General features: G+C 40.0%; 25 protein-coding genes. 14 read left to right on the top strand and 11 right to left on the bottom strand.

Annotated features, from left to right (window positions below; all coding sequences use genetic code 11):
• Positions 1-159: 159 nt before the first annotated feature.
• From ACK8HY_RS05725 to ACK8HY_RS05735, 3 genes are all read right to left on the bottom strand, one after another.
• Positions 160-669 carry an STM3941 family protein gene (locus tag ACK8HY_RS05725; protein WP_416133033.1) on the bottom strand — a complete coding sequence of 170 codons (510 nt, stop codon included), beginning with the start codon at positions 667-669 and terminating at the stop codon, positions 160-162.
• Positions 670-799: 130 nt separating this feature from the next.
• Entirely contained in the window at positions 800-1456 is a 657-nt protein-coding gene (locus tag ACK8HY_RS05730; RefSeq protein ID WP_077432970.1) for a hypothetical protein, read from the bottom strand.
• Positions 1457-1790: 334 nt separating this feature from the next.
• Complete coding sequence (locus ACK8HY_RS05735) at positions 1791-3143, bottom strand: GH36-type glycosyl hydrolase domain-containing protein (protein ID WP_416133034.1); 1353 nt, start codon at positions 3141-3143, stop codon at positions 1791-1793.
• 861 nt (positions 3144-4004) lie between these two features.
• On the opposite strand from ACK8HY_RS05735, the gene ACK8HY_RS05740 reads away from it, so the two are divergent.
• The 4 genes from ACK8HY_RS05740 to ACK8HY_RS05755 all read left to right on the top strand — a co-directional run bounded on the left by ACK8HY_RS05740 (position 4005) and on the right by ACK8HY_RS05755 (position 7231).
• A complete protein-coding gene (locus ACK8HY_RS05740; protein ID WP_077432969.1) occupies positions 4005-4325 on the top strand; it encodes an ArsR/SmtB family transcription factor in 321 nt (106 codons plus the stop codon).
• A 1-nt stretch (position 4326) separates the two neighbouring features.
• Positions 4327-4791: an SRPBCC domain-containing protein gene (locus ACK8HY_RS05745; RefSeq protein ID WP_077432968.1), complete on the top strand. Its 465-nt coding sequence runs from the start codon at positions 4327-4329 to the stop codon at positions 4789-4791.
• Positions 4792-4821: 30 nt separating this feature from the next.
• Positions 4822-5403: a YdeI/OmpD-associated family protein gene (locus ACK8HY_RS05750; RefSeq protein ID WP_416133035.1), complete on the top strand. Its 582-nt coding sequence runs from the start codon at positions 4822-4824 to the stop codon at positions 5401-5403.
• 268 nt (positions 5404-5671) lie between these two features.
• Complete coding sequence (locus ACK8HY_RS05755; protein WP_416133036.1) at positions 5672-7231, top strand: sulfatase; 1560 nt, start codon at positions 5672-5674, stop codon at positions 7229-7231.
• 222 nt (positions 7232-7453) lie between these two features.
• Here ACK8HY_RS05755 and ACK8HY_RS05760 read toward each other — a convergent pair whose 3' ends face one another.
• On the bottom strand, positions 7454-7753 hold the full coding sequence (locus ACK8HY_RS05760) for a hypothetical protein (RefSeq protein WP_077432964.1): 300 nt from the start codon (positions 7751-7753) through the stop codon (positions 7454-7456).
• Positions 7754-7891: 138 nt separating this feature from the next.
• Here ACK8HY_RS05760 and mazG point away from each other — a divergent pair, with 138 nt between their 5' ends.
• From mazG to kdsB, 4 genes are all read left to right on the top strand, one after another.
• Positions 7892-8704 (top strand): nucleoside triphosphate pyrophosphohydrolase, encoded by an 813-nt coding sequence (gene mazG / locus ACK8HY_RS05765; RefSeq protein WP_077432963.1) that lies wholly within the window; start codon positions 7892-7894, stop codon positions 8702-8704.
• A 77-nt stretch (positions 8705-8781) separates the two neighbouring features.
• Positions 8782-9780 (top strand): tryptophan--tRNA ligase, encoded by a 999-nt coding sequence (gene trpS, locus ACK8HY_RS05770; RefSeq protein WP_077432962.1) that lies wholly within the window; start codon positions 8782-8784, stop codon positions 9778-9780.
• A gap of 15 nt (positions 9781-9795) precedes the next feature.
• Positions 9796-10413, top strand: a complete 618-nt coding sequence (locus ACK8HY_RS05775) for a deoxynucleoside kinase (protein ID WP_077432961.1) — start codon at positions 9796-9798, stop codon at positions 10411-10413.
• Positions 10414-10492: 79 nt separating this feature from the next.
• A complete protein-coding gene (kdsB, locus tag ACK8HY_RS05780) occupies positions 10493-11236 on the top strand; it encodes a 3-deoxy-manno-octulosonate cytidylyltransferase (RefSeq protein ID WP_416133037.1) in 744 nt (247 codons plus the stop codon).
• Between the two features lie 4 nt (positions 11237-11240).
• Here the strand turns inward: kdsB and ACK8HY_RS05785 are convergent, their stop codons facing one another.
• Genes ACK8HY_RS05785 through ACK8HY_RS05795 form a run of 3 tightly spaced genes read right to left on the bottom strand, consistent with a single transcriptional unit; the run spans position 11241 to position 13858 of the window.
• Positions 11241-12146 (bottom strand): aldo/keto reductase, encoded by a 906-nt coding sequence (locus ACK8HY_RS05785; RefSeq protein WP_416133038.1) that lies wholly within the window; start codon positions 12144-12146, stop codon positions 11241-11243.
• Positions 12133-12864, bottom strand: a complete 732-nt coding sequence (locus tag ACK8HY_RS05790) for an FKBP-type peptidyl-prolyl cis-trans isomerase (protein WP_077432958.1) — start codon at positions 12862-12864, stop codon at positions 12133-12135. Before ACK8HY_RS05790 ends, ACK8HY_RS05785 begins: the two co-directional genes overlap by 14 nt.
• A gap of 7 nt (positions 12865-12871) precedes the next feature.
• Complete coding sequence (locus ACK8HY_RS05795) at positions 12872-13858, bottom strand: glycosyltransferase family protein (protein ID WP_077432957.1); 987 nt, start codon at positions 13856-13858, stop codon at positions 12872-12874.
• 174 nt (positions 13859-14032) lie between these two features.
• Here ACK8HY_RS05795 and ACK8HY_RS05800 point away from each other — a divergent pair, with 174 nt between their 5' ends.
• Both ACK8HY_RS05800 and ACK8HY_RS05805 read left to right on the top strand, forming a co-directional pair.
• Entirely contained in the window at positions 14033-14986 is a 954-nt protein-coding gene (locus ACK8HY_RS05800) for a zinc dependent phospholipase C family protein (protein WP_077432956.1), read from the top strand.
• A 237-nt stretch (positions 14987-15223) separates the two neighbouring features.
• Positions 15224-17110 carry a TonB-dependent receptor plug domain-containing protein gene (locus tag ACK8HY_RS05805; RefSeq protein ID WP_416133039.1) on the top strand — a complete coding sequence of 629 codons (1887 nt, stop codon included), beginning with the start codon at positions 15224-15226 and terminating at the stop codon, positions 17108-17110.
• Positions 17111-17279: 169 nt separating this feature from the next.
• Here ACK8HY_RS05805 and ACK8HY_RS05810 read toward each other — a convergent pair whose 3' ends face one another.
• From ACK8HY_RS05810 to ACK8HY_RS05820, 3 genes are all read right to left on the bottom strand, one after another.
• Positions 17280-17993 carry a ThuA domain-containing protein gene (locus tag ACK8HY_RS05810; RefSeq protein WP_416133040.1) on the bottom strand — a complete coding sequence of 238 codons (714 nt, stop codon included), beginning with the start codon at positions 17991-17993 and terminating at the stop codon, positions 17280-17282.
• Between the two features lie 138 nt (positions 17994-18131).
• Positions 18132-19199 carry a 3-dehydroquinate synthase gene (gene aroB, locus ACK8HY_RS05815; protein ID WP_416133041.1) on the bottom strand — a complete coding sequence of 356 codons (1068 nt, stop codon included), beginning with the start codon at positions 19197-19199 and terminating at the stop codon, positions 18132-18134.
• 50 nt (positions 19200-19249) lie between these two features.
• Entirely contained in the window at positions 19250-19456 is a 207-nt protein-coding gene (locus ACK8HY_RS05820) for an RNA-binding S4 domain-containing protein (RefSeq protein ID WP_077432952.1), read from the bottom strand.
• A 95-nt stretch (positions 19457-19551) separates the two neighbouring features.
• On the opposite strand from ACK8HY_RS05820, the gene ACK8HY_RS05825 reads away from it, so the two are divergent.
• The 3 genes from ACK8HY_RS05825 to xpt all read left to right on the top strand — a co-directional run bounded on the left by ACK8HY_RS05825 (position 19552) and on the right by xpt (position 23443).
• Positions 19552-20748 carry a proline dehydrogenase family protein gene (locus ACK8HY_RS05825; RefSeq protein ID WP_416133042.1) on the top strand — a complete coding sequence of 399 codons (1197 nt, stop codon included), beginning with the start codon at positions 19552-19554 and terminating at the stop codon, positions 20746-20748.
• Positions 20749-21035: 287 nt separating this feature from the next.
• Positions 21036-22814 (top strand): AMP-dependent synthetase/ligase, encoded by a 1779-nt coding sequence (locus tag ACK8HY_RS05830; RefSeq protein WP_416133043.1) that lies wholly within the window; start codon positions 21036-21038, stop codon positions 22812-22814.
• Positions 22815-22867: 53 nt separating this feature from the next.
• Entirely contained in the window at positions 22868-23443 is a 576-nt protein-coding gene (xpt, locus tag ACK8HY_RS05835) for a xanthine phosphoribosyltransferase (protein WP_077432949.1), read from the top strand.
• A gap of 72 nt (positions 23444-23515) precedes the next feature.
• Here xpt and ACK8HY_RS05840 read toward each other — a convergent pair whose 3' ends face one another.
• Positions 23516-24001, bottom strand: coding sequence for a hypothetical protein (locus ACK8HY_RS05840; RefSeq protein ID WP_343559071.1), 486 nt, complete (start codon positions 23999-24001; stop codon positions 23516-23518).
• A gap of 166 nt (positions 24002-24167) precedes the next feature.
• On the opposite strand from ACK8HY_RS05840, the gene mnmE reads away from it, so the two are divergent.
• On the top strand, positions 24168-25547 hold the full coding sequence (gene mnmE / locus ACK8HY_RS05845) for a tRNA uridine-5-carboxymethylaminomethyl(34) synthesis GTPase MnmE (protein WP_416133044.1): 1380 nt from the start codon (positions 24168-24170) through the stop codon (positions 25545-25547).
• Positions 25548-25771: the final 224 nt, after the last annotated feature.

Consider the following 25771-nt stretch of genomic DNA (forward strand, 5'->3'; position numbering starts at 1 on the left):
CGACGATTTCATAATTTTTCTTCGTATGGTAATGATAGCATTCGCTTGCCCGTAGTCCAACCTGGACAAATAGTAAGAATAACGTGACTATGATTACTTTTTTCATTTCCTAAAGCTATTATTAAAATTATCCACAGCATTGGCTCATCAAGCTATCCACTATTGACAATATTGCTGGTGGTAATCTATGATCAGATTTTTAAGTTCACAGAAATCAACAGCCAATTGATCAGCTGTCACGACTAGTCCATTGCTTATAACAAACTGTTGCAACTGCGACGAAAGATTTTGAATATGACCTTCTGGGTTCCGCAATTTCAAAGAGATAAATGGAGCACGATGGGCAACTCCCTCCGATACAGACTGCACTGCAGTCCATTTTATTAAGCCAATCGCTTTCGCCAAGGGCGTCCCCCTAAAAAGTATTCCATCTGCATTTAAAATAAGACCTACCCGATCTTTATCAAACATACTCTTTGTACCTGAAATTAAACCATAGCAAGCTAGGCAACTCATCATTAGCATCAATGTACCAAAAGTTATATTTATTCTTTGAGCAACAAAGAATATGTAGTAAGCAAAGGTCAACGTTGCGACGGTAAATACAATGCCAAACAGGAACAATTTCAGTCGTTTTTTGCTATCAAATTCTATAATAGTCTCATTCATATCTGCTTTCTTTAAGTGGTTTATAGGCCGCCATCTCTTTCGGAGCTTTTCGCCAACGCTACTGTATGCCTCAAGGTTAATGTATTCGAGGCAAAACAGCCCATCTGATATCGACTCTATCGCCAATTTATTACCCAATTAATGAAGCACCGGAACCAGCAAACCGAATAAACAGGATAATCAGCCATTGAATAGCAATACAGATCCAAAAGGGTTTATTATTTGCCTCGGTAAGCATCTCCAATACATCGATGAATTTGGACTTTACAATATCGTAGAAGTTGTTATTGTTGTCGAGATCTAAACTGTCGAAACTTATCTTGTTCAGTCCAAACACCACAATACGCTTGATCCAGGGATTTTCAATCCTTGTGTTTTTCACTTCGTTGATTAACTTGAGCTTAGCAAAAGTGTAGTCACCAGCATTTTGAATAAGATCGGGCTGGTTGGATTGAAAAACCAGTAGCACTTTATCCAAAGCAGGAATAATTAAATCGTCTTGCCGCTCTTCCACAACCTTGCTTGCGACAGTAGAAAAAACATATTTATTGCTAAATAGGAATAATAAGATTGGCAACAAAACCAACCCGATTAACCACAGAAACTTTCCAACGGCTTGTAAGGAGTCCGTGGTTGAAAAAAAGGAACCGCCCGAATTGCTCCTGAGCAGCAGATACCCAACAATGAGATACAACACTGTTGACAGAATAGCCAATAAATAACACTTAAATAAGGTTTTTGTTGCCAGAACGGTTAATTTTTTAAGATAGGATAAATGCGTATTCATAAAGTTAAACTACTAATGTATGGTACTAAATTAATACTATTGTCTCCAACTTTATAGGTCAATTCCAATTCGCTGGAATTCATTTTAAATTCGCTATACTTTCGCGTCTATTCGAATCTCTGCAATCTATTCCTGAGCAAACCTGCGGACGAAATCTTGTATTACTTTATCCCTATTTTATCCGTTGAGCGTTTTATTTTTTAGGTAAAAGACGCATTATCCATAAAATATATGCGGGCAGGTTGGAGGCTAATACATGAATAAGGTTCAAATCCATAAGAACTTGAACCTTATTCATGTATTGCCCTGGCATTCCAAAGCTTAACGTATTACCTCAATTGCCAAAATTCGTTGTTTGAAGCAGCTCTTCTGTTAACGCGACTGGGCTATTGACCTTTTTTTTTTCAAGATCGGTAATTGCCGTCCACAAAACACCGGCTTCTCCTCTGAAACTAGCAGAACCCTGAGGCTTGTTATCAGGCGTGTACCACTCATAAAAACCATTATTTTTAATAACACGGTCCAACATAGGCTCAAGCGCCTCCCGGGCTTCATCCATCAGACCAAAGCGAACCAACTGCGAAATCATGCGCCCACCAAACCAGGTCCAGTCACCGCCATTCTGATAAGAATATGGTCCCATACTCCCATTTTTAAAGAATCCCTGTGGATATACGGGATAAATTGTCAATCCGATAGTTGCCGCATTCGCCCTTCTAACGTTCTCCTGCATCTTTCTGTAGGCTACTTTTACTTCAGCCTTACTGAGCAATCCCGCTTCTATGGCCACTGCTGTACCACCGTGATAGTAGATTTCAGACTCATTAAATGAAGCCGGAAAAGGCGAACCGTTCAGATAAATATGTGGTATAAATTTCTCATTCTTTTTATCCCAAAGATGCTTACGGACATTCTTCGCAATTTTGTCTTTAATGGCCTTCCAATGTTTCTGTTGCGCCTCTGTTAGGTCCGCAACCTCTAGAAAATCATTAATGGCTATGATAAACATTGCATTATCATAGATATCAATTGTCAGGTGGGAATTCTCATCCAATACAACTCCCCAGTCATGTTCTGGTTGGACATCGCCCCAATCGACAGTTGTCGCTCCCCATAATAATCCGTATTTTTCATTATAACGTTTTGTCAATAGAAAATCCATTGCTCGCTCAAGCCCCTTCTGTACAGAAACTCCACCGATATTATTATTCAAAATACTTTTGTCTCCAGTACTTCTGATATACTTTGCCACTGCTTGGATCAATGAGGTCTCCTGATCCGTCTCTACAGTATTCTTGTGCCCTGCATAATCAGGCGCCAACGCGGAATGATAATAATTATACGGAACAGCTCCTTTCTTGACAGGTACATAACCATCCAAAATACCGCCATCGGGTTGTTGAAACTGAAAAAAAGTAAGTAAATGTTTTTTTATCAACTCCTTATCATTAACTGTACTGGCAACAGTAACAAAAGTATTCAGGTCTCTTATCCAGACTTCACCGTAACCATCACCAGCGGTAAAACCCTTTTTGACCAATTGTTCAGCCATTGTTTTCACGGCATCTGCTTTCGACTTAATTTCAACTCTTCCGGAGTTATTCATGGTTCTCAGATCCTGGCCATAGCTGCTCCTACTCCCAGTAAAAGCACATAGACCTGCTAGCACTACCATTTTTACATTCATTTGCATCTTATAATAGTAATTGATTTAGACTTTTAATTATTCTTATCTCTCGTATATACACAAAGCCTGGCACTCCATAACTTCCATCCCACATATTAGGTATCACTCACCCATGATTGGCGGTAGCGTCCATGGGAAGCACATATTCTTTAAATTTAGCTTTATCAAGCTCACGTTCCAATCCGGGAACTACAAGCCCGACATATGCGACGGAAAAAGTATTCTCAGCATTTGGATCCGGTTTAAACAATGCCCTATATCTAATAAAACTTGTATTTGCCTCAAAGTTGTACCAACTCTATTCGACACGAATATCTTGATCCCCATAACCCCATTTTTGTGTCGATATAACAGCTCGACATCGATATCATCAAGACGGGGATTCAACTCAACCAACAAAAATTAAGAATAGTCCCCGTCAAAAACAAACAGAGGAGGGTGTGCCTCCTAAAGTAATAAATGATACTTGGGCTCATAATTTTTGGTTAGTTAAGAGCAAGCCTATATTAAATAGCTCTTTCTTGTATATACATAGTTACATATTAAAATTTTAATTTCAAATTTTTTGTTGTTTTTTTAAGAAAAAGCCCAAAGCAAGCGATCGCATAGGAATACCCTCGCTATTCAAGCAAATAAATACACCATCATATCAAAGCTATTAACACCACCTAGTTCAACACAAGAAAACACAACATTGTACATACATACAAAGAAATGTTTATTCGTTTTAAACATCCACCTAAAATCGTTAGTCAATCCATGGCTAACCAATCACTTATTCTGGCTTAAAACAAAAAAAATATAAAAAACACTTGTGTAGTTAAACGGCAACATATAAATTTGTAGTCAAATAACTTCACAATGAATTTAAGAAGAGATGTTTTCCAAGCCATTGCAGACCCAACCCGAAGAGCCATTCTCCTTCTTTTGGTGTCGCAATCCATGACCGCAGGAGCTATTGCGGCAAACTTTAACACCGCAAGGCCAACGGTATCCAAGCACCTGCAGATTCTTAGTGAATGTGAGCTTCTGAAATCGGAGCAACACGGCCGCGAAATTTACTACCAGCTCAATCCGCCAAAAATGAAAGAAATCGCTGATTTTATTGAACCCTTCCGCGACATGTGGGATGATCGATTTAATAAATTGGAAGAAATTATGAAAAATTACAAGGACAAATAAGATGGAAAAGAAAACAAAAATCCATGCCGAAGAGGGTAAGCAGGAAATTTTGATCACCAGGGAATTTGATTTACCGCTATCACTTTTATTTAAAGCGTATAAAGAAGCTGAAATCTTTGAGCAGTGGATGGGAACTAAAGTACTGAAATGGGACAATCAAAAACATGGCTCCTATGCCTTTGAAACTTCTCACAATAATAATGTTGTATTTAAAGCGAACGGCACAATACACGAATTTATACCAAATGAGAAAATCACGAGAACATTCGAAATGGAAGACAGCCCTTTCCCCGTACAGTTGGAATATCTGTACTTCGAAAAAGTAACCGACAATAGCAGCAAACTCCGCATGCATATTATATTTCAGTCCATCGAATTCCGTGACAAGCTCCTTCAAATGCCCTTTGCACAAGGCATTAATATTGCCCACAACAGACTTGAGACAATTGCAGCCAAACATATCTAACACGCAACTAATTAAACCAAAAACAGCATCATGAACCTAAAAGCAACACACTTCTTCGAGCATGCAAAAAAATGGAACGAAGAATTTAATTTATTACGAGAAATTGTCACCGAAAACCAATCGCTCGTAGAGGATTACAAATGGATGCACCCATGTTATACCTATGAAGGAAAAAATATTGTTTTAATTCACGGATTCAAAGATTACTGTGCCTTATTATTCCATAAAGGCGCCCTCTTGAAGGATAAAAAACAGCTATTGATTCAACAGACTGAAAACGTCCAAGCAGGCCGACAACTCAGATTTACGAACATTGAACAAATTGCAAATTTAAGGGAAACAATCGTAAATTATATCCAGGAAGCGATAGTGATTGAAAAGTCCGGCGCAAAGGTCAGTATGCGAAAAACGGAAGACTATCCCATTCCTGAAGAATTCGCGAAGGCGTTAAATGAAGACAAAGAATTTCAAGAGGCATTTCGATCCCTTACTCCGGGGCGCCAAAAAGGATATTTATTTTATTTCAATCAGGCAAAACAGGCAAAAACGCGTGTGGCCAGGATCGAAAAATATTATCAGCATATTTTGGATGGTAAAGGTATAGATGATTAAAAGAATTGAACGATAATGCTTAAAATTACGATGACAGATCAGTAGCATATACTCCCGTATTTATAAGATATCGATTTCGGCCTATTAGTAGTATGCAGTTTTCGCGTCCGCAGATTCATTCCACTTTAAGAAAGTAGACTTTTGGCGATCACAATGCGAATATGACTGGAATTTGGTAGCTTTGTTATGCAAGGCCGAACAGACCTAAACCAGCATCTGTACGATTATGCATTAGACGGAATGAATTGCACACATAAGGAGAATATACATGAATAAAAAACTATTTTGGTTTATCTGCGGCTTACTACCATTTATAACACAAGCTCAGCAAGAAATCGACAATAAAACACGTCCAAATATTATCTTTATCCTTACTGATGACTTCACTGCGCAAGCTTGGGGTGTTTATGGCGGAATTTTAAAAGATATTGTAAAGAACCCCAACATCGAAAATCTTGCTAAACAAGGCGCAACGCTAAATAACGCATTCTGTACCAACTCCATCTGCACACCTAGTCGAGCATCCATCCTTACCGGACAATACAGCAACAAAAACCAGGTTTACACCCTGGATGATGCCCTGAATCCGGACAGGGAGAATATCGCCAAAGACCTACAACGTGCAGGCTACCAAACGGCTGTTTTCGGAAAATGGCATCTTAAAAAGAAACCTTCGGGATTTGATGATTTTAAGGTCCTGCCAGGACATGGTGTTTACCATAACCCAACATATCTTTCCAACGATAACTGGAATGACAATGAAGAGGCCGGCAGCCCCTACACCGGTTATGTAGATGATATTACAACACAATTAAGCCTTGATTGGCTATCGCAGCGCAATCCTGACAAACCTTTCTTTTTACTATGTCATTATAAAGCGACGCATGAGCCTTTTGAATTCGCCGATAGATTCAAGGATTTATATCAGGATATTGAATTCCCTTATCCCGCAACTTTTCTGGATTCTGGCGCAACGACCACCGGACGATCTTTTGAAGGCCAGCCTCTCGAAGAACTTGGTCAGCGCTATGAAAAAGCATCCACTGGCCCCTTCTGGACCAGCTACCCTGACCTTCCTTTCTCCACCAAAGGCATGAATGCCCTGGATGCCCGCAAAAAGATTTACCAAAAGCTTATGAAGGATTATTTACGCTGTGTCGCAGGCGTGGATGACAATCTCGGGAAGATTATGCGTTATCTAAAAACATCCAAAATTGATGAAAACACAGTAATTATCCTCGCATCAGACCAGGGCTATTTTCTTGGAGAGCATAATTTTATGGACAAACGACTGATGTACGAAGAGTCGCTCCGTATGCCATTTGTTATCCGTTACCCAAAAGAAATTAAAGCTGGCAGTAAACTTGATGATATGGTCCTAAATATAGACTTTGCGGCACTATTTGCAGACTATGCAGGGATAAAAAAACCGGCTTATATACAGGGAAAAAGTTTTCGCAAAAACCTGGCTGGTGTTACACCAAACAATTGGCGCAAATCAATGTATTATCGCTATTGGCAACACGCCCCTATACGCCCTGCCCACCTGGGTGTTCGTGACGAACGCTATAAACTCATCTATTTTTATGGACAACCACTGGAAATGACCGGTACCGATAAAAAAACTACCGCTCCAGCATGGGAATTCTATGATCTGCAAAAAGACCCCATGGAAACACATAATGCAATCCATGACGAGCAATACACAAAAGAGATAATTCGCTTAAAAAAGGAACTCGTTAAGCTCAAAGATGAAGCCGGAGACAGTGATGCAAACCGTCCTGCTTTCCAGCAGCTGTTGATCAATGAAAATTTAGTTAAAAAATAATGAGAACATGGATTTTTTACCAAGCTTTTATTAATCACTAGGATCACTGGCTATCGAGTTAGCTAATAAAAATTGCGGTGCCATAACGATAGATGGCACCGCAATTTCTTTTAGTGTGATAGCGTAAAGAAATAGCACACAATCGTCGCAGCCATTTTAGATCTAGCGATTGCTCCAATGCTATGTGATATTAAACGCTACTATTTTTGTGCCGCGACACGACTAATGTTCTCGCTCTTTTAGTTCCAACTGAAGTAGAATATCCCGCTTCTTTCCCTCAATCAAGGATAGATTACCTGCTACGAAAACCCCTTTTTCTCCCGAATTCCGGCTTATCCCATATACCGTAGACTCATCATCGGGATCTGATGCTCCCTCATAGCGAAATAGGTAATCGATCTTAAATTCGTCTGCATGCGCCAATAAATCCTCAAATTCGATGTTATAATCTATCGTATAGCCCAAGCCGCTTAACTTTTCCAATGCCACGCTAGCTGACGAGTATCCATGCATTCTCTCCATAACTGATTGTTCTTAAGTTGATCTAAATAATGCTTTTTTATTATAAAACGGCCAGCTCCCCACTTTTGTTTTCCTCAATTTCAAATAGTTTATTAGAAATCATATTTCTATTTTTGTAACACGAAAACTCAATATCATATGGCAAATCTAGCAGCTCCGGCTTACCAGCATACCCCCCAACTTGCATTCCAACGTCTACTCGATGTTTTATATACCCTAAGAATTGAATGCCCTTGGGACAAGAAACAAACCATGGAATCTTTGCGTCATCTAACGATCGAAGAGCTATATGAGTTAACAGATGCTATCTTGGAACAGGATTACCCTGAAATAAAAAAGGAGCTTGGCGACGTGCTGATGCACCTGCTGTTCTATGCCCGTATTGCAGAAGAAGAAGGGCATTTTAACATCGTGGATGTCTTGAATGCTATCTGTGATAAGCTGATTACCCGCCATCCCCATATCTATGCTGATGCAAATGCAAACACCGAAGATCAAGTGAAGTCCAACTGGGAAGCCATCAAACTTAAGGAGGGCAATAAATCGGTTCTCGCTGGTGTTCCAAAGGGATTACCTGCTCTTGTCAAAGCCTACCGCATCCAGGACAAAGTAAGAGGAGTTGGTTTTGATTGGGAGGACAAAAGACAAGTATGGGAAAAAGTTGAGGAAGAACTCGCGGAATTTAAAACAGAATTCAATATCGAGACCACCGAAGCCATTGACCGTGAAAAGGCGGAAGCTGAATTTGGCGACCTCTTATTCTCGCTCATAAATTATGCACGACACATTGGTATCAATCCTGAAAATGCATTAGAACGTACTAATAAAAAGTTCATCAGCCGATTTACTTATCTAGAGCAAAAAGCGGCGGAAAACCAGCTACAGCTACAAGATATGAGCCTCGAAGAAATGGACGTCTACTGGAACGAAGCAAAAAAATTAAAAAAATAACAACAATCCATTAAAAGGCAGCTGACTCACGGAATTTAATTCTACTTTGTCAAATTTATCCGTAAATTCGCAGGAATATGGAAACAGTTGTTAGTGGTATCAGAAGTACCGGAAAATTACATTTAGGAAATTACTATGGTGCATTGAGCAATTTTGTGAAAATGCAAAATGAATATAATTGCTTTTTTTTTATTGCGGATCTGCATTCTTTGACGACACACCCGACCCCGCATGGTCTTCAGGGTACTGTACGTCAAGTCATCGTTGAATATTTAGCGGCAGGTATAGACCCCGAAAAATCAACTATTTACGTTCAATCCGATGTCCCTGAAGTTGCTGAGCTTTACTTGTACATGAATATGAATGCCTATTTGGGCGAACTTGAGCGTGCGACAGCTTTTAAAGATAAAGTACGCAGTAACCCTGACAATGTCAATGCCGGCTTGCTGACCTATCCCGTGTTAATGGCTTGTGACATCCTAATCCACCATGGAACGAAAGTCCCTGTCGGAAAAGACCAGGAACAACATTTAGAAATGACACGTACTTTTGGCAATCGTTTTAATCGTTTATATAATGTCGATTATTTTAAGGAAGCTTTTGCTTTCTCCTACTCCGACAAATTGGTTAAAATACCAGGATTGGCAGGACAAGGTAAAATGGGCAAATCCAATGGTGAAGCTGATTGTATCTATCTTTCGGATACCGCGGATGCCATTCGTAAAAAAGTGATGCGTGCAGTCTCCGACTCTGGCCCAACGGAAATGAATCAACCCAAACCCGAAGCGGTCCAAAATTTATTTGATCTTATGAAAGTGGTTTCGACGCCCGATACATTACAGCACTTTGACGAGCTTTACAATAAATGTGAGATCCGTTATGGCGACTTCAAAAAGCAATTGGCCGAAGATATGGTTTTAGCAACAAATGATGTACGCCTTCGTATTGAAGACATATCAAACGATGATGCTTATATTGCAAAAGTTGCAAAATTGGGCGCCGAAAAAGCGAGTGAGTCTGCGCGTAAGACATTAAAAGAAGTTCGCGAAATTATTGGTATCAAGAGATTTTATTAAACAAGGAAAGAGCATATGCATATAGCTATCGTAGGAAATATAGGTGCTGGAAAAACGACGCTAACGGAATTATTGGCGAGTCATTTCAAATTCGAACCTCAGTTTGAGGCCGTGGACAATAATCCTTATCTAGAGGACTTCTATTCGGACATGAAACGTTGGGCCTTCAATCTTCAGATCTTCTTCTTGAATAGCCGTTTTAGGCATATTGTAAAGCTTCAGGAGACGGAGATTAATATGATTCAGGATCGTACAATCTATGAAGATGCCTATATCTTTGCCGAAAACTTATATGACATGGGCTTAATGAGTGCCCGTGACTTTGAAAACTATAGCAACATATTCCAAAGTATCATCCATTACATTAAACCACCCGATTTATTGATCTACTTAAAAGCGTCTGTTCCCACTTTAGTTAACAATATCCAAAAAAGAGGCCGTGACTATGAATCAGGCATCCGGTTGGATTATTTATCTAAATTGAATGATAAATATGACAAATGGATCAATAATTACAAGGAAGGTAAAGTCATGATTTTAGATAAAGATAATCTTGATTTCACAACTAATCCAGAGGATCTTGGTGGAATCATACAAAAGATAGAAGCCGAATTATTCGGATTATTTGAATAACAATAGACAACAGATAGATAAGAGCCTGTAAATTGATAATTTTACAGGCTTTTTATTAAATAGAAATTCACAAATTATCATGAAATTTTTAGGCATTATTCCTGCCCGATATGCTTCAAGCAGATTTCCAGGTAAACCTTTGATTGATATTGAAGGCAAGACCATGATCCGACGGGTATATGAGCAGGTAAAGAAATCAAAAAAATTGACCGAAGTAATTGTCGCGACCGATGACGAACGCATAGCTGCAGAAGTACTTTCCTTTGGTGGCAATGTGCTAATGACATCCGATACACATCAATCCGGTACAGACCGTTGTGCCGAAGTTATTGCTAATAATCGGGAATATGATGTCGTGATCAATATCCAGGGCGATGAACCTTTTATCAATCCTGAGCAGATAGATCTTTTGGCTTCCTGTTTTGAAAATCCACGCACAAAAATTGCAACCCTCGTGAAAGAAATTCAGACTGCAGAGGAATTGTTCAATCAAAATATTCCCAAAGTTGTCCGAAACACATCTGGGGAAGCGATTTATTTCAGCAGGCAAACGATTCCTTTTTTAAGAGGAGTTGATCAGGCACAATGGCTTACGAAGCAAACCTTCTACAAGCATATTGGTATTTATGCCTATCAAGCGGAAACGTTAAGATCTTTGACTAAGTTACCCGTATCGAGTCTGGAAGAAGCTGAAGCGCTCGAACAGTTGCGTTGGATAGAAAATGGCTACGCAATTCAAACTGCGGTCACCACCCATGAAACTGTCGCAGTAGATACGAAAGAAGATCTCGACAAAATATTAAAACTATTTTTTAATAAATAGACCCTTAGCGGTGTTCGGTATAATATAAAGACCGGACACCGTCCAGTAATTTCTTCTTATCTCCCTCATTTAATTGCCTGATCTGCTGTGTTGTTAAGAGCAATTCATCCAGCTGCAATTTAGTACTAATCCCTACCACTGCGGTTGCTACCGCAGGATTAGAAAGCACATAAGAGAGTGATTCCGTCGCCCTGTCTTTTCCCGAATGTTTTGCCATGCTGTCCAGATTGCGGAGCACATGTGCCACCTCTCCTGAACTATATTGAAGATACGCTTCCACCGGTTTATTAACTAAAAGTCCTTTCGCCAGTGTTCCCCGGGCTAAGATGCCAACACTGTTCGTACGCAATAATGCATCCATCTCCTCCTCAATCCGCCTATCCAATAAATTATACTGCATCATCACCGACGAAATGGTTGATTTGGACAAAAATTCTTTAATAACATTGGGACGAATTGACGAGAGCCCATAAGCACGTATCTTGCCTTGCTTCTTCAATAATTCAAACGCCTCGACGATTTCATCTATTGGATCTTCTATGGTACCCCCGTGTAGCTGATAAAGATCAATATAATCGGTTTTCAATCGCGAAAGTGACCCTTCAATAGCTCTAACGATGTAGTCTTTTGATGCTTTCCAATCCCAGCCCGAGCCATCTGGCCGCCAGAGATTACCTACTTTACTGGCCAGGACAATCTGCTTACGAAAGGCCTGCACACTTTCACCGACAACCATTTCATTTTGGCCCTTATCATAAAGATCGGCGGTGTCAAAAAATGTAATTCCCTTATCAAAAGCTTTTTGGATAATATCCTTGGATTGTTTGGGCTGATTGCTTTTTAATGACATACAGCCCAAACCAATTTCCGAAACCATCAGGCCAGTATTGCCTAATTTACGTTGTTCCATTCGTATTAAAATCAAGCAATTCTACCTCAAATACCAAAGTACTGTTGGCTGGAATTTCACCCGTAGCCCTTTCACCATAGGCGAGCCGGCTCGGTATAAAAAATTTATATTTAGCCCCTTTGGACATCAATGGGATACCAATTTGCCATCCTTTGATCACCTGCCCCAATGACAATTTCAATGGCTCATTGCGATCATACGAACTGTCAAATTGCTTACCGTTCAATAAAGTCCCGCGGTAATGTACGGTAACTTCGTCATTGGCTGTAGGTTTTGCACCTTCTGCCTGGTTTAATACGATATATTGGATTCCTTCAGCTGTCGTTTTCATTCCTGCTACTTTTGCGTTTTCAGCAAAGAATTTATCTTCTTGAGCACGACTTACAGCCTCTTTCTCAGCACGTATATCCATTATGGCTTTTTGGATAACTTCCCTTGTTTGTCCATCTTCCAATAAGGTTTTCTCATTTTTTAGTGTGGCCGTAATTGCTTTTGCGATAACATCCGCTTTTAAATAAGCTACTTCGGTAGATTTCAACGACTTTCCAATATCCATACCGAATGCATAGGATACCGAGTCCGCCTTAGTTGGCAACAGATTGGTTGAACTTGTTTTTGTTGTGGTTATCTTTTTTTTGACCGTACTGGTCTTTTTTTTCTGCTGGGCAAATCCAGCTACGGTTGTCAGAGACAATAGGGCTAATGTGATGTATTTCATGTTTTACTTAACGGTGCTTTTGCACAATTTCCTCAATAATTTCCTGCGTTATATTAGGGTAATCAACTTCAACCCTGGATTTACTGTTTAGCCAGGCTTCTATAGCCAGCATATTTTTCTGTTTTAAACTTGAAATCACCGGAACTCCCATTTCTTCCAGTGATGCAGCATTTAGATGTTGCTCATACTGATTTTTCATTGGGACGACCAATAGTTTCTTTTTCAAATATAAGGCTTCTGCCGGGGTTTCAAAACCTGCACCACATAAAACTCCGGAGGACGAGGCCATACTTTCAATAAATGCCTGATTATTGATCGGTTTAATGGTTACGTTCTTCATCTCAAAAGGTCTCGAATTATGTTTGCTAAAGACATCCCATTTGACGTCCGGGAACTTCATTAAATGTTTCAACAGGTGTGCATCATCGTAGGCCGGCAAATAGACCGTATAATGTCCTTCGTCCGAAACACTTAGATTGCGTACGGCATTCCGGATAACTGGAGGATAAATATTTTTAGCATATCTTTTAAAATGAAAACCATAAGAATACGTCGAAGGAGCGTAATTCTTCATAATAAACTTACCCAACATATCACTTTCTTCAGGTTTGGGACTCGCAGGATCCAATGCCCCGATCTGATGACTCAAACCGATACAGTCCAGATCTTTAGAATGGCATGCCCAAGCTGAAATAGGTTCGAAATCATTAATCACGAGATCGTAACCTTCGATTGGCAGGCTTTTTATCTCGTTAGTAAATTTGCGGATGGTCGAACTCATAAAGGTTTTCCACAGGTCTACCCCGCCCGATTTACCGAAAATAAAGCTTAAACCATGAAAACGATACTTCACTTCAAAAGGCAACGAGAGATCGGCCTGAATTCCACTGACCAATATATCCACTTCTCCCAAGGCTTTCAAACAGGGAACAATATCCATAGCACGGCTCAGGTGTCCATTGCCAGTCCCTTGTACGGCGTACAATATTTTCATAATGACTGTATTTATGCAGGCAAATTAATGAATTTTAACGACTATCAATATTATTTTATTGTTTACCTATGTTAAGATAAGATAAATTAATATAAAGAATCCATAGCGTTAACCGCTTTTTTATTCCTTTTTATGTATATTTAATATTAACAATTATTTAATAACCAATTTACTATGAAAAGGTCTCCTCTCCTTTTGATACTTTCCTTTGTTATGCTGCTTATATTTAATGCATGGGGATTTTTTGCGCATAAAAAAATCAATCACTATGCCGTTTTTGCACTCCCAGCAAAGTTAGCCAATTTTTATAAGGCCAATATTGACCTTATTACCGAGAAAGCGGTCGACCCCGACAAACGTTGTTTTATCGACAGTGCCGAGGGACCACGGCACTTTATAGATATTGATGATTACCGCGAAGACCGTCAGATCGATTCAATACCCGTACATTGGTCGCAAGCAAAGGAAAAATTTCAAGAACGTCAATTACTTAAAAACGGAATTATTCCCTGGCAAATCAATTTCACCTATATAAAACTTGTAAAAGCATTCCAATCCAAAGACTACAGTAAAATTATCAAACACTCCGCAGATTTAGGGCATTATATAGCAGATGCACATGTCCCCTTACATACCACTAAAAATTATAATGGCCAGCTGACAGATCAGATCGGCATTCACGCTTTCTGGGAGAGCCGACTTCCCGAAATGTTTGCCGGTAAGTATAACCTACTTGTGGGAAAAGCTATTTATATCGAAGACCCTTTAAACGAAGCCTGGAATATTGTCCGTGAAAGCAATCAACTTGTCGATTCTGTGCTCAGTATAGAATCACTACTCAATAAAAAATTTAAAGCCTCCCAAAAAAACTCATTTATCGAACGGAATAATCAATTGCTATGGACCTATTCCGATAATTATGCAAAGGCCTATCACCATGCATTGAACGGGATGGTAGAACGGAGAATGCGTAAAACAATTCTCCGCGTGGCCTCCTATTGGTACTCTGCCTGGCTCGAAGCTGGCCAGCCCAACCTTGCCCCTACGGCTAAAATCCAACTTGAAAATAAACAGGACAGCATTGCTACACAGGATAAAAAACGTATCGGCCGCGAAGAATGGATGTAAGCAGATGTCAAATAACCCACCGGACTACACACAATATTAGTGCCGGACTATTTACTTTCTAAACCAACTGAATTAGTTTTGCGGCATAAAACCTATGATCCTCAGCGTGATTTTTAATAACGGCGAATAACCGCGAAATCACGGAAAAGGACTTCAATCGACAAAAGGCAAAAAGAGCCTATCAGATCTCTTTAAAACCAGGTTCGTTTGTGAGTATTAGGAAAATTAAATGAAATTATGTTGAACAAAAAAACAGCGCTAACGAAGCTCGCCATTATGCTGACTGTAAGTGCCACCTATGCACAAGTAAGGGATACCACAGCATTAAACGAAGTCATTATTAATCAGAACAGGCTCCAGATCCCCTTTTCAAAGCAAAGTAAAAATATACATATACTCACACAAGAGGATATTCAACGCCTACCAAACCGTTCCATCAACGAACTATTGACAAATATACCTGGTGTAGATGTACGCCAAAGAGGCCCCTTTGGTTCACAGGCTGATGTCAGTATAGATGGTGGCTCATTTGAACAAACTGCTATCCTATTAAATGGAGTTAAAATTATGGATCCACAGTCCGCGCACCATAACATGAATTTCCCTGTACCTGTGGAGGCCATCGAACGTATCGAAATAATCAGAGGTCCGGCATCACGTATCTTTGGCATCAATGCGCTAACTGGAGCAATTAATATCGTTACAAAAAAAATCGAATCCAACCAGATTAGTGCACAGGTCTATGGAGGCTCATCATTTAAAGATAATGAGCAGACAAACTCTGGTAAATATTACGGCAAAGGCGCCCAATTAGGCGCGCAATTTAGCAGTGGACTGACGAGCCATGGAATCTATTTTGGGCATGAAGATTCCAATGGTCAGCGCTACAATACAGCCTCCAATAACAACAAATTGTATTACGACGGAACTTATCAGCCCAATGCATCCAATCAAATAAAAGCGAACTTCGGCTATATTAACAATCAATTTGGTGCCAACGGATATTATGCTGCCCCAACCGACAAAGAAGCATATGAACAAGTTAAAACAGCATTCTCATCCCTGCAGTCGAAACATCAGTTGAGCAAAGACTTTTCCATCAGCCCACGAATCAGTAACAGATATAATGAAGACGAATATTGGTATCTCGGAAAACAGAGCAGCAAAGGACGGTCAAAACATTATAGCAATGTTTTTGGAGCCGAAGTAAATGCCGCTTTAGAACAGCATTACGGAACTTTTGGCCTTGGATTGGAAAGCCGGTTCGAGCGGATCAGCAGTACCGCCATTGGCACCCATAATCGCGAAAATTATGGCGGTTATTTCGAGTTCAAGACCGAAGCAATTGCCAGATTAATGATCAATGCGGGAGCCTATGTAAATTATAACTCCAAATTTGGCTGGCAGGTATTTCCTGGACTTGACTTGGGTTATAATCTGACAGAACAGTTAAAATTTGTTTTTAGTGCCGGATCCGCCCAACGCATTCCATCCTTTACAGACCTTTATACCAAACAGACAGCCAATATCGGAAATCCTGAACTGACCTCAGAGAATGCTTATCAGATTGAAGGTGGAATCAAATACCTTTCCGATCGTATCGTTGCTCAGGCAAGCTATTTCCACCGAAATATAAATGATTTTATAGATTGGCAAAAGACAGACGCTCCGGCCCCCGAAGGAACTGTGGTACCATGGAAACCTTCAAATATTGGAAAAAATACGGTTGATGGCGTTAATGGATCTTTTCGTTATCAGCTCAATGACCCAATGGCCAGCACACGCTATTACACCACATTAAGTTATAACTATCTAAATCCGAAAATCAACGTTGAAGATGAAATCCGCTCCAAATATGCCATTGAAAATTTAAGGCATCAGGTTATTCTCAATTTTACGGTGAGTCATAAAAACTGGATGCTGACAACAGCCAACCGCTTCAACGAGCGCATCAGCTACAAGAATTATTTTATCGCAGATATAAGAGCTTCGTATCAGCTTAATGACCTCAATATTTTCGCCGATATGCAGAATATTTTTGACAAGAGCTATATTGAAGCTGCAGCGGTTCCTATGCCCGGAAGATGGTTAAGCTTAGGTGCAAAATATAAATTCACTTACTAACACTTAAGGCTGCCAGAATACGCCTGCTCCATAAAAACGAGCAACTGTCTCCTCTACATAAAAATACCCCATCATTGATAATCAATGATGGGGTATTGGACATATTATCCCCTTAACATGAAGACATACAAGTCATCATGTATCTATAAGTAAATTTAGACAGCTTGCACTATTTTTTCGGAAGTACAGATAAAATACCTCCAATCAGATGTTTTTGAAACGCTGGTTCATCATATGACTCTTCTGTGTGCCCCAATCCTGTATAGAAAACCTTTCCACCATCATAATTTTGACTCCATGAGATCGGGTGATGATCCCCCATTTTTCCTCCGTTATAACTCTTCTCATCCAAATTCATCAATACATGTAGACCCTCTTTGACATCTTTAAAGTTATACCATTCATCCTTATGCAGCCATGTAGGCTCAAGATGTTTGGTAGCCGCATGTTTCCTATCGAGAACATCTATCTTCGCCTGCTGTACAGCTGGATGAGATGTAAAATAAGCCCCTACCAAACCGTTGTACCAAGGCCAGTCAAATTCGGTATCTGTGGCTGCATGAATCCCTACAAAACCTTTGCCCGAATGAATATAACGCATAAATGCATCTTGCTGGTTGCTATCTAAAATATCTCCGGTAGTGCTTAAAAAGATAATAGCATCGTATTTTTTCAAACCTTGGTCCGTAAATAAGGCGGCATCTTCCGAATGGTCTGAACTGATCTTTTCCTTATCCAATAATTGTTTAAGAACCCGGGCTCCCTTTTCGATACTACCGTGCCTAAATCCCTGTGTTTTACTAAAAATCAGTACCTGTTTTTGAGCATTAGCGGTCAATGTTACCGTAAAAAGAGAAAATAAAAAAATGAAGAGTTTACTCATGATTTAAATGGTTATAATTAGAATTTAGTTTAGGTTATTCTCCACAAGTTTAATTCACAGCACTTTTTTATGTATTAAAAACGTAGAGTATCGTCAAAAAAGCTGTGCACTCTCCCTGTACACAGCTTTTCCATTATTCTAGCCGCTCATTAGCTCACGGTAGAAATCAAGGCTTTCGATAATATCGTCCTCAGAGACGAAAATATCATACTGACAGCTACCTATTTTATCAAGGAGCGCAAAGCCGATCTGGTTGGATAAGTTTTTCTTATCGTTACGCATCAGATCCAACAAAGTTGTATCTATAGCTGAACTAAAGGCATAATCCGTAAAGTACTTTCTAAAAGTGGCAATCAGGTCATTCAATTCATCCAAGGAAAGGCCATTCAATTTATAAGAAAGATAACCTTCACAAATCATCCCAATGGCAATAGCTTCGCCGTGTAATAAAGGCTTGCGATCATTCAACAACGAATAGCCCTCAATGGCATGACCGATTGTATGTCCGAAATTCAGGATCTTACGAAGCCCCTTTTCTTTGGGATCATCCAGGACCACTTTATTCTTTATAGAAACGGAATGTTTGACCAGCGTATTGTCCACCTGCGTTATATCGAGCATTTTCACACGCTCATAATATGCCCGGTCAAAGATCAGCCCGTGTTTGATAACTTCTGCAAATCCAGATATCAATTGTCTCTGATCCAATGTTTTTAAAAACTGGCTTGAGATAAACACAGCCTGAGGTTGAGCAAATGTTCCGATTATATTTTTCACACTTCCCATATCGATTCCGGTCTTTCCGCCGACAGAAGCATCTACCTGCGAAAGCAAGGTTGTGGGAATCTGAATAAAGTCCATTCCACGCTTAAAAGTAGATGCTGCGAAACCTCCCATATCAGTCACAACGCCTCCGCCGAGATTAATCAGCAGCGAATGTCGGTCAGCACCAAAATCAAGCATATTCTGCCAGACCCCTATACAGAAATCTATATTTTTATTTTCTTCCCCCGGATCTACTTCTATGACATCATAGTTGGATAAATTGGGTAGGGCCTGTTGAAACAAAGGCAAACAATTGTCTAAAGTATTGCTATCTACCAAAACGATGATTTTTGAATAATTACGTTCAGCTAAAAACGTCTCCAAAGAGGCCAACGTATCATCAAAATATACCTGATAGCCCAAACTTTCTATGACTTCCATTCTACGATTCTTTAAGGTTTAAGTTTTCTATTTACCAATATTGTTTAATATTACACCAATTTTACTTCCATTCCGTCGAATTCCACAACATCACCAGGCTTCAATTTCAGTCTTTTCCGATAATCAATCTGACCGTTATACTTCACATAACCTTCAGCAACAACCCACTGAGCCATAGCACCATGCTCTACCCAATTTAAAGCTTTAAGTAACTGGATAAGCTGTATATATTCCCCTTCGATTTTAAATTCTTGCATTTCACAAAAATAGTGGTTTAACCGAGGAATACAAGAATAATCATCGTTTTAATGCTTACTAAATTGCTACATTTGCCTTATTGCAAATAAAGATTATGATTGAGAATTCTGAGCCCAGAACATTGTCCTTTGATAATACAGAGATTGCTTTTAAAAGTAAAAGCGATAAGGATTTAGAAAGAGCGTATTGGTTATTCAAAATAATAGCGAATAACTTTTTGACAAAAGTAGGTCCATCCATGACCAACTTTGCGCTGAACATTGGATTACCGATCCAGGGTATAATCCGTAGTACGATCTTCAAACATTTTTGTGGAGGAGAAACCATTGAAGGTTGTGAAACAGCCATTAATGAATTGGGTGAAAATGGTGTTGGTACGATTTTGGACTATTCGGTTGAAGGCGAAGAGAACGAAAGTGCTTTTGATGCCTGTTGCAATGAAGTACTGCGTACGGTCTCCGCAGCGAGCAAGAATAAGTATATTCCGTTTTCAGTATTCAAACCGACGGGATTAGGCCGTTTTGAATTGTTCGAGAAGGTTAATGCGAAACAAACATTAACAGAATCAGAGCAGGCAGAATACCAACGCATGCTTGACCGTACCGACCGCATCTGCAAAGCTTGTCATGAAGCGGGAGTAAAGGTATTGGTCGATGCCGAACATTCATGGATCCAGGATGCTATTGACGACATCGCTCGTGAGATGATGGAGAAATACAATATGGAAAAACCTATTGTATATAATACCTACCAATTATACCGTAGCGACAAGTTGGCTTCTTTGAAAGCTGATTTTGAATATGCCAAGATCAGAGGATTCCATATGGGTGCAAAAATAGTTCGTGGAGCCTATATGGAGATCGAACGTGCCCGCGCTGCGCAAATGGGATATGCAGATCCTATCCAACCAAATAAAGCGGCTTCCGATAGAGATTACAATGAAGCCATTGAATTTATCTTGGATCACCTGGACAACTTCGGACTGATGGCGGGTACGCATAACGAAGACAGTAGCATGTTACTGGCAGAGGAAATAGACAAACGTGGTATCGACAGATCAACAGATCGTATCTATTTTGCACAATTGCTGGGAATGTCAGACAATTTAAGTTTTAATCTGGCTGCTCATGGCTACAATGTCGCTAAATATATGCCTTATGGTCCGGTTAAAGCAGTAATGCCTTACCTATTCAGAAGGGCACAGGAAAATACCTCCGTTGCAGGAGCCACTGGTCGCGAACTAGGGCTATTGATCAAGGAAAAACAAAGAAGAAAAGCTAGTCGTCGATAACGACTAGCTTTTCTTTTTCATTTCGACTTTCCAACACACTTCAGCATCCGATACTTCCCACCCCAGATCAAGGCTCCGCTTGTCTCCTACCTGCCCCCTCCATTCACTTTGGGATTATAGAAGCTTCAAAAAATAAACTTATACCTGCTTTTGGATATGCGAAGGAGCTAATTACAAATTGATTCCCAATTATTGAAACAATTATTTATGTTTGCAAACTTTTCCCCTGAAATAAAGTTCATAGGAAAAGGCTGTTCCCATGGGACAAAAATGTAGATATATTTGAAATGGAAGAAAAACTTAGATTATTTGATCTTGCCCATCAACAGATCAGCAAATATCCCGATCTCAACATGTTTGCGCATAAACTGGATGGCAAGTGGAACTATATCAAAACGGCTGATTTTCTTGAAAAGGTAGATAGTCTTTCCAAAGGGCTACTAGAGCTCGGTGTAAAGCCCAACGAAAAAGTCGGTCTTATCGCTGGCAGTAGTATGGAATGGCACATGATAGATTTTGCCATTCAACAGATCGGTGCAGTTGTAGTGGCTATCTATCCCAATATTACTGATGCCGATTACCAGTATATCTTTAATGATGCTGAAATCAGAGTCTGTATTGTCAGTAATAAAGGGTTATATGACCGTTTGATGAATCTCACAGAATCTATCTACAGCTTAAAATATATCTTTTGTATTTCGGAACAGGAAGGCACCAGAAGCTGGAATGAGCTAAACGACCTGGGCGTCAACTGTACCGATGAAACATTAACTAAATTGCGTGAGCAGATCAAACCGGAGGATCTGGCCACATTAATTTATACCTCCGGCACCACCGGTAAGCCAAAGGGAGTCATGCTCTCCCATAACAATATTTTTGCTAATGTATTGGGCGCTGCAGAGATTACCCCCTGTAAAGCTTATGACCGGGGACTCACTTTTCTTCCCCCCTGTCATGCTTACGAGCGCATGGTGCTATATACCTACATGTACCTGGGCTTTACCATACATATTGCAGAGTCCTTTGATAAAATCGGGGATAACCTAAAGGAAGTAAAACCGCATATCATGACCGTCGTTCCCCGTATACTTGAGAAAGTGTATGAGAAGATCATGAAAACAGGTCATGAACTTTCGGGCGTCAAAAGAAAAGTATTTGATTGGGCCGTAAGCGTAGCTGAAGAATACGATCCTAATCCCGCCAAGAGAAGTTTCGCCTATAATATGAAGCTCAAACTTGCCAAACAGCTTGTGCTCAACAAATGGTATGAAGCTTTGGGCGGCGAGCTCTTGACCGTAGCCTCGGGTTCGGCCTCACTGCATAATAGGCTGACACGCGCATTTTTAGCCGCCGGCATCCCATTATATGAAGGCTATGGCATGACTGAGGCCTCTCCTTTGATCTCGGTCAACCATTACATCAAAGGCATACGGATCGGTACCGTTGGTCTTCCCGTTCGTTTTGTAGAAATCAAGCTTGCCGAGGACGGCGAGATATTGGTCAAAGGACCTAATGTCATGTTGGGCTATTACAAAAATAAAGCGGAGACCGACAAAACGATCATTGACGGCTGGCTACATACCGGTGATATCGGTAAATGGGAAGATGAAAGATTCCTAAAAATCATCGACCGAAAAAAAGAAATGTTCAAGATTTCAGGCGGCAAGTATGTTATCCCACAACCTATCGAGACCAAACTCGTGGAATCCAAATTTATTGAGCAAGCCATGGTCATCGGCGACGGAATGAAATTTGCGTCCGCATTTATTGTCCCCAATTATTCCCACCTATTGGATTGGGCTAAAAACGATGCTCCAGAATTAGCAGATATGAGCAAAGAGGACTTCCTGACCAGTCCTCCCATTATCAAAAAAGTAAATCAGGAAGTACGTCGCGCCAATCAACATTTTGGCAATTGGGAACAGATTAAGAAGCCTATTATTTTAAAGGATGAATTCACGATTGAAAATGGGGAGCTGACGCCGACCTTGAAAATGAAACGTAAAGTTATTCTCGAACATCATCAGGAAGAATTCAATAACTTATATCAAATGGAGACCGATTAACCGCGTCACTCCTATTTGAGTATATCTTCACAATTATTTATAAAAAGTATCACATGAAATTATTAAAGGATAGAATCCTTAATGACGGTAAAAGTCTCTCTGGGGGCATATTGAAAGTAGACAGCTTTATCAATCATCAGATGGATCCTGTATTGATGAAGTCTATTGCTGTAGAATTTGTACGTCGTTTTGCAGATCTACCCATCAACAAGATCATCACTGTTGAAGCGAGTGGCATTGCGCCAGCTATCATGCTTGGCTACCTACTCGAGCTCCCTGTAGTTTTTGTTAAAAAGGCCAAACCCAAGACCATGGGCGATATGTATACGAGTGAAGTGCATTCCTTTACCAAAAATCGGACTTACGATATCTGTGTGAGCAAGGAATTCTTGACAGCGGATGACAAGGTACTCTTTATAGACGATTTTTTAGCGAATGGAAATGCAGCATTCGGTATATTGGACCTCATTCAGCAATCTGGCGCAGCAGTACTTGGTATGGGTTTTATTATTGAAAAATCCTTTCAGGAAGGTGGCAACAGACTGCGCGAATTACCCCATATCAGGATAGAATCTTTAGCACGGATAAAATCCTTAGAAGTGGGCAAAGTCAGTTTCGAAGAAAATTAACAGCATAAATTAAAAGCCTCAATTCCATAAAGAATGAGGCTTTTAAACTTAAACAACAAGATAAATTATATTTTAATCCCAGCGGTAGTCATCATAAAAATCTTCGGGATGTCTACTTATCGGCACATCTTTCACCACACGGATGTTAGCTGCTCCCAGGTTCACGTTTAGCATGAAAGAAGGTACACTTGCCGAAAAACTCCAGCGTCCGTTTCTCATATAAACATATCCATTGCGATAAGGGTCATAAAATGTTTTATAGTCTCTGAAATAAACGTGATGTCTATTATCGTATCGGTGCGCTCTCGCCCAGGCTGGCGGGCCATGTCTGTATTGTTTGCGATAACGCTTGGCTACCTTTTCATAATATTTCCGATCTTCCTTATCTCTTTTTTCCCAGTATTTCCGTTCTTCCCGATCCCTTTTTTCCTCGTATTTCCAGTACTCTTTATCATGCTTCCATTCGCGATCATGTCCGCGATGTTGAGCTGAAGACTCTTTTGGGGAGAGTAAGGTAAGTCCCCCAATTGCCAATGCGAAGTATATTATCTTTTTCATAACCCCATCATTTAAATTATAAATCAAATACGTTTTTGCTAATTTTTATAAACGTTCCTATTGGTATGACATCTGTGTTTTAACAAAGGTTTAATCCATCATCGTAAATTTAATTTGTTCGGCCATTGCGCGCTTCATTCCAGCCAATTTAACGTATCTTTGCAGCATGTCCAATACAGGTTATATTACTGAAGATACAATAGTCGCATTGGCGACATCGGCTGGTACGAATGGTGCAATTGCTGTCATTCGTGTGTCAGGTCCACAGGCCATTGCAATCACCAATCACATTTTCAAAGGTAAGGACCTGCTCCAGCAGGCCTCACATACCATCCATTTTGGAACCATTCGCGATGGCGAAGAGATTATCGATGAGGTGCTTGTCTCCCTTTTTGTCGCGCCCAATTCGTATACCAAAGAAAATTCTGTAGAAATTTCCACACACAATTCCAAATATATTATTGAGCGTGTCATCAACTTGCTTATCAAACAAGGAGCTCGGGCTGCGCGCCCTGGTGAATTTACGCTTCGTGCGTTCCTCAATGGAGGAATGGATCTTTCACAGGCTGAAGCAGTAGCAGACTTAATCGCTTCCAATTCGGCTGCCTCCCATCAAATTGCCATGCAGCAGATGCGCGGCGGATTTTCCAATCAACTTAAATCCCTCCGTGAGGACTTGATCCACTTTGCTTCCCTAATTGAGCTCGAACTGGATTTCTCGGAGGAAGATGTAGAATTTGCGAATAGAGACCAGCTCAAAAATCTAATCAATAAAATAAAAGTAATCGTACAAAAACTAATTCAGTCTTTTGAACAGGGAAATGTATTAAAAAATGGTGTTCCTGTGGTTATTGCCGGAAAACCAAATGTAGGTAAATCAACTTTGTTGAATGCTTTCCTGAACGAGGAACGTGCCATTGTCTCAGACATCGCCGGAACAACGCGCGATACCATTGAAGATGAAATTAATATCCATGGGGTAACCTTCAGGTTTATCGATACCGCAGGGATTCGGGAGACCGCAGATATTATTGAGGCCAAGGGCGTTGAACGTACACGCGAAAAAATGAAACAGGCTAGATTGATTATTTATCTTTTTGATCCAATGCAGGATAAAATAGATGATGTGCAGTCACAGTTGTCCGAAATTCAAAACCTGCAAATTCCATTTTTGACGATTATCAATAAAAGCGACTTATTATCCGATCAACAAAAGGCAGCATATGCGCCACTTAATCCGCTTTATATTTCAGCAAAAGAGCAGATAGGAGTCGAAGAATTAAAAGAGGAACTGATCAATAGAGTACAACTTGGCAACCTCAACACAGACGATGTCATGGTCACCAATATCCGACATGTAGAGGCATTACAGAAGACATCCGATTCACTGGAACGCGTATTATTTGGTATTGACAATCCGGTTACATCGGATTTCTTGGCAATGGACATCCGTCAGGCCTTATATCATCTTGGTGAGATCACTGGAACAGTGTCCACAGATGATTTATTGGACAATATCTTCTCCAAATTCTGTATTGGCAAGTAAGAAAGTAAAGCAGAACAATCTAAAAACAAATCAAATACTTACATAACCATACAATTTTGTAAGATCTAATAGAATTTTGGTTTGTTTTAATGGGGGTTTCCTCTTGATTCCATACCAGCAAAATTTGGATTTTTTAGTATTTCAGATACTTTCAAGGCCTAAACTCTTTTAGTTTTCTGTTACGCCCCCCTTCCAGTGGGGTCTGTTAAGATTTGCTTTTCTAT

This window comes from Sphingobacterium sp. NGMCC 1.201703 (genome assembly GCF_047784615.1).
Lineage (GTDB): Bacteria > Bacteroidota > Bacteroidia > Sphingobacteriales > Sphingobacteriaceae > Sphingobacterium.

Coding starts and splice junctions, on each gene's coding strand:
- ACK8HY_RS05725 (WP_416133033.1), bottom strand. CDS start 669: ATGAATGAGACTATTATAGAATTTGATAGCAAAAAACGACTGAAATTG.
- ACK8HY_RS05730 (WP_077432970.1), bottom strand. CDS start 1,456: ATGAATACGCATTTATCCTATCTTAAAAAATTAACCGTTCTGGCAACA.
- ACK8HY_RS05735 (WP_416133034.1), bottom strand. CDS start 3,143: ATGAATGTAAAAATGGTAGTGCTAGCAGGTCTATGTGCTTTTACTGGG.
- ACK8HY_RS05740 (WP_077432969.1), top strand. CDS start 4,005: ATGAATTTAAGAAGAGATGTTTTCCAAGCCATTGCAGACCCAACCCGA.
- ACK8HY_RS05745 (WP_077432968.1), top strand. CDS start 4,327: ATGGAAAAGAAAACAAAAATCCATGCCGAAGAGGGTAAGCAGGAAATT.
- ACK8HY_RS05750 (WP_416133035.1), top strand. CDS start 4,822: ATGAACCTAAAAGCAACACACTTCTTCGAGCATGCAAAAAAATGGAAC.
- ACK8HY_RS05755 (WP_416133036.1), top strand. CDS start 5,672: ATGAATAAAAAACTATTTTGGTTTATCTGCGGCTTACTACCATTTATA.
- ACK8HY_RS05760 (WP_077432964.1), bottom strand. CDS start 7,753: ATGGAGAGAATGCATGGATACTCGTCAGCTAGCGTGGCATTGGAAAAG.
- mazG (WP_077432963.1), top strand. CDS start 7,892: ATGGCAAATCTAGCAGCTCCGGCTTACCAGCATACCCCCCAACTTGCA.
- trpS (WP_077432962.1), top strand. CDS start 8,782: ATGGAAACAGTTGTTAGTGGTATCAGAAGTACCGGAAAATTACATTTA.
- ACK8HY_RS05775 (WP_077432961.1), top strand. CDS start 9,796: ATGCATATAGCTATCGTAGGAAATATAGGTGCTGGAAAAACGACGCTA.
- kdsB (WP_416133037.1), top strand. CDS start 10,493: ATGAAATTTTTAGGCATTATTCCTGCCCGATATGCTTCAAGCAGATTT.
- ACK8HY_RS05785 (WP_416133038.1), bottom strand. CDS start 12,146: ATGGAACAACGTAAATTAGGCAATACTGGCCTGATGGTTTCGGAAATT.
- ACK8HY_RS05790 (WP_077432958.1), bottom strand. CDS start 12,864: ATGAAATACATCACATTAGCCCTATTGTCTCTGACAACCGTAGCTGGA.
- ACK8HY_RS05795 (WP_077432957.1), bottom strand. CDS start 13,858: ATGAAAATATTGTACGCCGTACAAGGGACTGGCAATGGACACCTGAGC.
- ACK8HY_RS05800 (WP_077432956.1), top strand. CDS start 14,033: ATGAAAAGGTCTCCTCTCCTTTTGATACTTTCCTTTGTTATGCTGCTT.
- ACK8HY_RS05805 (WP_416133039.1), top strand. CDS start 15,224: ATGTTGAACAAAAAAACAGCGCTAACGAAGCTCGCCATTATGCTGACT.
- ACK8HY_RS05810 (WP_416133040.1), bottom strand. CDS start 17,993: ATGAGTAAACTCTTCATTTTTTTATTTTCTCTTTTTACGGTAACATTG.
- aroB (WP_416133041.1), bottom strand. CDS start 19,199: ATGGAAGTCATAGAAAGTTTGGGCTATCAGGTATATTTTGATGATACG.
- ACK8HY_RS05820 (WP_077432952.1), bottom strand. CDS start 19,456: ATGCAAGAATTTAAAATCGAAGGGGAATATATACAGCTTATCCAGTTA.
- ACK8HY_RS05825 (WP_416133042.1), top strand. CDS start 19,552: ATGATTGAGAATTCTGAGCCCAGAACATTGTCCTTTGATAATACAGAG.
- ACK8HY_RS05830 (WP_416133043.1), top strand. CDS start 21,036: ATGGAAGAAAAACTTAGATTATTTGATCTTGCCCATCAACAGATCAGC.
- xpt (WP_077432949.1), top strand. CDS start 22,868: ATGAAATTATTAAAGGATAGAATCCTTAATGACGGTAAAAGTCTCTCT.
- ACK8HY_RS05840 (WP_343559071.1), bottom strand. CDS start 24,001: ATGAAAAAGATAATATACTTCGCATTGGCAATTGGGGGACTTACCTTA.
- mnmE (WP_416133044.1), top strand. CDS start 24,168: ATGTCCAATACAGGTTATATTACTGAAGATACAATAGTCGCATTGGCG.